Source organism: Thioalkalivibrio sp. AKL12 (assembly GCF_000377925.1).
Taxonomy (GTDB): Bacteria; Pseudomonadota; Gammaproteobacteria; order Ectothiorhodospirales; family Ectothiorhodospiraceae; genus Thioalkalivibrio; species Thioalkalivibrio versutus.
In genome coordinates, this window is sequence record NZ_KB898902.1 from 58,356 (window position 1) to 64,586 (window position 6,231).

General features: G+C 66.0%; 7 protein-coding genes and 1 pseudogene. 4 read left to right on the forward strand and 4 right to left on the reverse strand.

What is annotated here, in order from left to right; genetic code table 11:
- Positions 1-30: 30 nt before the first annotated feature.
- Complete coding sequence (locus D579_RS0111650; protein ID WP_018952117.1) at positions 31-720, forward strand: glutathione S-transferase family protein; 690 nt, start codon at positions 31-33, stop codon at positions 718-720.
- A 450-nt stretch (positions 721-1,170) separates the two neighbouring features.
- Positions 1,171-1,445 (forward strand): annotated as a pseudogene (locus D579_RS15475) (hypothetical protein).
- 296 nt (positions 1,446-1,741) lie between these two features.
- Here the strand turns inward: D579_RS15475 and fur are convergent.
- Entirely contained in the window at positions 1,742-2,167 is a 426-nt protein-coding gene (gene fur, locus D579_RS0111655) for a ferric iron uptake transcriptional regulator (protein ID WP_018952118.1), read from the reverse strand.
- Positions 2,168-2,265: 98 nt separating this feature from the next.
- Here fur and D579_RS0111660 point away from each other — a divergent pair, with 98 nt between their 5' ends.
- Entirely contained in the window at positions 2,266-2,628 is a 363-nt protein-coding gene (locus D579_RS0111660; RefSeq protein WP_018145395.1) for an outer membrane protein assembly factor BamE, read from the forward strand.
- 39 nt (positions 2,629-2,667) lie between these two features.
- On the opposite strand, the gene D579_RS0111665 is transcribed toward D579_RS0111660, so the two are convergent.
- Genes D579_RS0111665 through D579_RS0111675 form a run of 3 tightly spaced genes read right to left on the reverse strand, consistent with a single transcriptional unit; the run spans position 2,668 to position 4,848 of the window.
- On the reverse strand, positions 2,668-3,021 hold the full coding sequence (locus D579_RS0111665; RefSeq protein WP_018145394.1) for an RnfH family protein: 354 nt from the start codon (positions 3,019-3,021) through the stop codon (positions 2,668-2,670).
- Positions 3,022-3,049: 28 nt separating this feature from the next.
- The gene (locus D579_RS0111670) at positions 3,050-3,490 is read right to left on the reverse strand and encodes a type II toxin-antitoxin system RatA family toxin (protein WP_018145393.1); all 441 of its coding nucleotides are present in this window, start codon (positions 3,488-3,490) and stop codon (positions 3,050-3,052) included.
- Entirely contained in the window at positions 3,490-4,848 is a 1,359-nt protein-coding gene (locus D579_RS0111675) for a sodium-dependent transporter (RefSeq protein ID WP_018952119.1), read from the reverse strand. The genes D579_RS0111670 and D579_RS0111675 overlap by 1 nt, the downstream gene beginning before the upstream one ends.
- 198 nt (positions 4,849-5,046) lie before the next feature.
- On the opposite strand from D579_RS0111675, the gene smpB reads away from it, so the two are divergent.
- Positions 5,047-5,526: an SsrA-binding protein SmpB gene (gene smpB / locus D579_RS0111680; RefSeq protein WP_018168069.1), complete on the forward strand. Its 480-nt coding sequence runs from the start codon at positions 5,047-5,049 to the stop codon at positions 5,524-5,526.
- The last annotated feature ends 705 nt before the right edge of the window (positions 5,527-6,231 follow it).

Below are 6,231 nucleotides of genomic sequence, written 5' to 3' on the forward strand. Positions count from 1 at the left end.
CCGCCCCACCTGCGGACGCCGAAGACCACCATGAATCTGCCGCATCTGCACCTGATCAGTTTCGCCATCTGTCCGTTCGTTCAGCGTAGCGTGATCACACTGAAATACAAGGAGGCGCCGTTCGAGCTGAGCCTGATCGATCTGGCCAACCCGCCGGACTGGTTCCGCGAACGCTCGCCCCTGGGCAAGGTTCCGCTGTTGATCGTCGACCACGATACGGTGCTGTTCGAGTCGGCCGTGATCAACGAATATATCGATGCCATTACCCCGCCCGCGCTGATGCCGACCGACCCGCTGGAACAGGCACGCACCCGGGCCTGGATCGAGTACCTCTCGGAACAGACCTTTGCCCAGTACCACTGGATGACCGCGACCACCGAGGATGCCTTCGAGCTGGCGCGCCACACTGCCGCACGCGGGCTGGAGCGCCTGGAACAGCAGATGACGCAGGACGGCCGCCTGGCCGCGCCCGGCTTCTCGCTGATTGATGCCACCCTGGCCCCGATCCTGATGCGCTATGCGCTGCTGGAGGATCCGGACAGCCCCTGGGAGACCGAGGCCTTTCCGCGCCTTGCGGCCCGCTGGGACCAGCTGCGCGAGATGCCGGCCGTGCGGGACTCGGTCCCGACCGACTTTGCGGCACAACTGGCCGACTACCTGCGCCAGCAGGACGGCTTTGCGCCAGCGCATTTCGCGCCGCGGCTCGACGCGTCCGCCTGACCGAGGCTTCACCCGACCGCCTACCCCGGTGGTCGGACTCGGCCCATCAACCGCCGGGTTGAGTCTGGTCATGGTTCGACATCTGGTGTTTACGCTGGCTTCGGTCCGCCGCCTTGCCTGGTTGTGGCTGGCCATGGTTTGTCCTCCGGTGTTTACAGTGGCTTCGGCCCGCTTACTGCCACGCGCTCTCTCGCGAGCGCACCGCGAGGCACTTCTTTGCTCGTGCAAAGAAGTGCCCAAGAAACACGCCCGACTGCCGCGACCCCGGCCCGCTGCGCGGGCCGGGGTTTCCCTCGCTCCGAGGCTTTTCGCGGGCGGCGCTGAACTCGCTACGCTGCGCTTCGCTCAGACATCCAGCGCCTCTAATCCCGCGAAAAGCCTCTCCACTCGGCGCGACGACAACGGGGAGGCAGGTCCAAACAACTGCTACCCCAGCGTTCTTGCCAGCGGATGATGGCTAGGTCTTCGAGCATCTTCGGCACGCTCGGCCTTTGGCCATGGCGTGCCGCGCCCGCAGAGCGGGCGCCGGCGGGGCGTAGGATGCGGATGAGCGCAGCGAATCGCATCAGGGTTTCGCACGGCGTGGGGAACGGTGCGTTTCGCTGCGCTCAACCGCACCCTACGGGATACCGCCTGTTTTGACCTTCTTCTCCCGTATGGAGCCCCTCGCGGAGGGCGTGATGGGCCGGCCAGTTAACAATAGACATGGGGCGCTGGATGTCTGAGCGAAGCGCAGCGTAGCGAGTTCAGCGCCGCCGGCCCAGCGCGCCCGGAGCGAGGTTCCCGGGCAAAATCCGGGCGTGCCTCGAAGGGTACCTTCTTGGGCAAGCAAGAAAGTACCCTTCGAGGCACGCTGGCGAGTCAGCGCCGGACAGCATGCGGACCGAAGCCACTCTAAACACCCAACGACGAACCGGGACCAGCCACTCCTGGGCGAACGATAGCCCGCAAACGGGCAGGCATCACACGCCGTGCGTGACGCAGTGGCGCGACTGGGACAGCGGCTACGGGAAGCGCGAGGTCAGGCGGGGCGGTGGGGGCAGGCGCTGTCGGTGCAGTCGCCGTACAGGACCAGCGCGTGGTCCTTGATGGAAAAGCCGTGGTGCTGCGCCACCTCGCGCTGACGCCGCTCGATGGTCTCGTCGAAGAACTCCTCCACCCGCCCGCACTGGTTGCAGACGATATGGTCATGGTGCCCGCCCCGCTCCAGCTCGAACACCGCCTGGTTGCCCTCCAGGTGCAGGCGGCAAACCAGCCCGGCCGCCTCGAACTGCGTCAGCACGCGATACACCGTGGCCAGACCGATTTCCTCGCCGGAATCGAGCAGCTCGCGATAGATCGCCTCGGCCGTCAGGTGACGGGTCTCCGAGTTCTCGAGGATCTCGAGGATCTTCATCCGCGGCAGCGTGACCTTGAGCCCGGCCTTCTTGAGATTACTCGTTTCCATTGCCCGTTTTCCCGGTCCCGTCCGCTTGAGAGAGGCGGGACGCTTTGGTGTACCATGCGCGTTCACGGCCCACCAGACGCCGAGGACCGCCCGCTCAGATGATCAAGATTCTCATTTCTATCGCCGTGGCCGCAAGCCTGCTGAGCGCCTGCGGCGGCCTCAACCAGTTCCGTCTGGATGTCCAGCAGGGCAATGTGATCGACCCCGTACAGGTGGCCCAGATCCAGCCCGGCATGACCCCGCAGCAGGTCCGCTTCCTGATGGGGTCGCCCCAGCTGGAGCCCGCCTTCCGGGCCGATGACCGCTGGGACTACGTCTACTATCGCCGTCCAGGCTTCGGCTCCACCGAACGCCAGCGAGTGACCGTGCATTTCGACAACGGCGTAGTCAGCCATGTGGATGCCGACATCCCGCAGCCGGTGGCGCTGGACGAGCATCCGGTCGACAGAGACAACGACTGACACCCGCGCGCGGCGGCATTTCGCCGCCGCAAGCCCCTGCTACTCCTTCGCGTTGTCGGCCGGCGCCTCCTTCGGCTTGTCGTCGGCGGCGCCGGCGTCACCCTTGCCCGGCTTCTTCTTGCGCCCCTTGTCGGCACGCTGGCGCCGCACCTCCTTCGGATCCGCGATCAGCGGGCGATAAACCTCGATGCGGTCGCGTGGGCGCAGCACGGTGTCCCTACGGGTGATCTTGCCGAAGATCCCGACCTTGGCGTTGTCCAGATCGATCTCGGGAAACTGCAGTTCAATCTCCGACTGGCGCAGCGCGGTATCGACCGTCGTGCCCTCGGGCACCACCAGCGGCAGGATCACCTGCCGGTCGGGCCGCGCGTAGGCAATCTCCACCCGGATCATGCCGCCCTCTGCGGCCGGTGCCACGTGGCTATCCGTCACCGTGGACCTCGCGCGCGCGCTGGACAAAGGCATCCACCAGCGAATTGGCAATCTGAGTGAACACCGGGCCAATCGCAAAGGCCATGAGCCGGTTGGCAAACTCGAACTCCAGCTCCAGGGCGATGCGGGTCTTGCCGCCCTCGACCTCGGTAAAGCTCCAGGTCCCGTGCAGGCGTCGGAACGGCCCGGAGACCAGGCGCATGTCGATGCTTTCCGGGCGCTTGAGCGTGTTCCGGGTGGTGAACGACTTGTGCAGCGCCCCCTTGGCCAGCTCGATCGTGCCCTCCACCTCGTGCTCGCCACGCGGGCGCGCGGAGGCACTGCGGCAGCCGGGCAGGAACTGCGGATAGGCGTCTACGTCATTCACCAGATTGAACATCTGTTCACGGCTGTAGGGCACGTCCGCGTAGCGGCGAATCTTCGAGGCCATCAGATCAACTCCACGGCGCGCAGGAACACAAACAGGATCGCGACCGGCGCGACGAAACGCACCAGAAAGTACCAGACCTGGTACAGGACCGGGTGCTTGAGGCGCAGCTCGGACTGCACCGAGCGCTCGGTCATGCGCCAGCCCACGAAGATCGCGATCAGGAACCCACCCAGCGGCAGCAGGATGTTGGCCGTCACGTAATCCAGCAGGTCCAGGATGCCCATGTCGAACAGGGTGTAGTCGGACCAGACGTTCAGCGACAGCAATGCGCCGATGCCCAGGAACCAGGCCCCGATGGCGATCATCGCGGTCGCCATCACCCGGGTCAGCCCCATGTTCTCGACCAGGAAGGCGACCGCCGGCTCGATGATGGAGATCGCCGAGGTCCAGGCCGCAAACACCAGCAACACGAAGAACATGGTGCCGAAATACAGCCCGCCCGGCATGTCGGCAAAGGCCAGCGGCAGGGTCACAAAGATCAGCCCCGGCCCCTGCTCGGCCGACAGCCCGGCCCCGAGCACGATGGGGAAGATCGCCAGCCCGGCCATGATCGCGACCAGGGTGTCCGCCCCGACCACCGCCGCGGAGGTGCGCGCGATGGACGCATCGCTCTGCAGATAGCTGCCGTAGATCATGATCGCGCCCATGCCCAGGCTGAGCGTAAAGAAGGCCTGGCCCATCGCCATCAGAACCGCGTTGGCGGACAGCGCGGAGAAGTCCGGATACAGCAGGAACTCCAGTCCGGCGAGGAACTGCCCCTCGACCATCGCATAGCCGACCATCACCACCAGCATCACGAACAGCAGCGGCATCAGAATGGTCACCGCCTTCTCCAGGCCGGACTGCACCCCGCGCGCGACCACCATCGCCGTCATCACCATGAAGATGGTGTGCCAGGCCAGCAGGGCCTCCGGGTCCGCCAGCATGTTGCCGAACATCGACTCCGAGCCATCTGCATCCAGCCCGAGAAAGCCGCCGGTCCCCGATTTGAAGACATACGACAGCGACCAGCCCGCGACCACGCTGTAGAACGACAGGATCAGGAAACCGGCCAGCACCCCGATCCAGCCGATCATGCCCCACGCGCGCGTCAGGCCCTCCTCGCGCGCCAGGGCCGACATGGTATTGATCGGGCTCTGCCGCCCGCGCCGGCCCAGCAGGATCTCCGCCATCATCACCGGCAGGCCGATCAACAGGATGCAGCCGAGATAAACCAGCACAAAGGCGCCACCCCCGTTCTCACCGGCGATATAGGGGAAACGCCAGATATTGCCCAGGCCAACGGCCGAACCCGTGGCCGCGAGAATAAAGGCCAGACGGGTCGTCCATTGCCCGTGGATCGAGGTCGTGGCTGGCATCGGTGGCTCCTTGTTGAACGGAGACGGGGGGCGCTCCCGCGGGCCGCCGCCCCCGGCAGCGGCCAGGGCCGGTCGCGCAAGCGCATCGCCGGGTCCGCCGGAATTGTGGGGCAGCGGGTCGCCCGGCTCAACTTTCACCCCGCGCGCCCGGACATTCCGACTGCTTCGGCCGCCCGCCTGCAGTACACTGCCCGGGTTATGGGAAAGAACAAGAAACAAGCCAAGGAACCGTCCAGCACCATCGCCCTCAACCGCAAGGCGCGCCACGAATTCTTCATCGAGGACCGCCTGGAGGCGGGGATGGAGCTCGAGGGCTGGGAGGTCAAATCAATGCGCGCGGGCCGCGCGCAGCTGAGCGAGGCCTACGTGCTGCTGCGCAACGGCGAGGCCTTCCTGTTCGGGGCCCACATCACCCCGTTGCCGACCGCCTCCACCCATATCAATCCGGATCCCAGCCGCACGCGCAAGCTGCTGCTGCATCGCGCGGAGATCAACCGCCTGGTCGGCGCGGTGGAGCGCAAGGGCTACACCCTGGTGCCCATGGCTCTGTACTGGAAGCGCGGGCGAGCCAAGCTCGAGATCGGCCTCGCCAAGGGCAAGAAGGAATACGACAAGCGCGCCGACAAGAAGGACAAGGACTGGGAACGCGAGCGGGCACGGATCCTGAAGCACGGCTAACGCCGCCACGCCCCGCCCACCATCCCCATTCCGGCTCGCGCCGGACGTCCCTGCCCCGTCACTCGTCGTTTACGGGGCCTTCGGTCCGTCGCCCTGCCTTGTTCTGGCTGGTCCTGGTTCGTCCTCTGGTGTTTACGGTGCCTTCGTCGAGCCGCCTGCCAGGCGCTCTCTCGCGAGCGCACCGCGAGGTACTTTCTTGCTTGCCCAAGAAAGTACCCTTCGAGGCGCACCCGGATTTCGCCCGGGAACCTCGCTCCGGACGCGCTGGGCCGGCGGCGCTGAACTCGCTACGCCTGCGGCTCCGCTCAGACATCCAGCGCCCCGTGTCCATTCTTAACTGGCCGGCCCATCACGCCCTCCGCGAGGGGCTCCATACGGGGGAGAAGGTCAAAACAAACGGTACCCCGTGGGTGCCGTTGAGCGCAGCGAAACGCACCATCTCCCACGCCGTGCGAAACCTTGATGCGATTCGCTGCGCTCATCACATCCTACGCCCCCCGGCGCCCGCTTCGCGGGCGCGGCACGCCATGGCCGCAGGCCGAGCGTGCCGAAGATGCCGGAATAGCCTGCCTCCATCCAGTGGCAATCTCGTTGGAACCGCCGTTGTCTTGACCTGCCTCCCCGTTGTCGTCGCGCCGAGTGGAGAGGCTTTTCGCGGGATTAGAGGCGCTGGATGTCTGAGCGAAGCGCAGCGTAGCGAGTTCA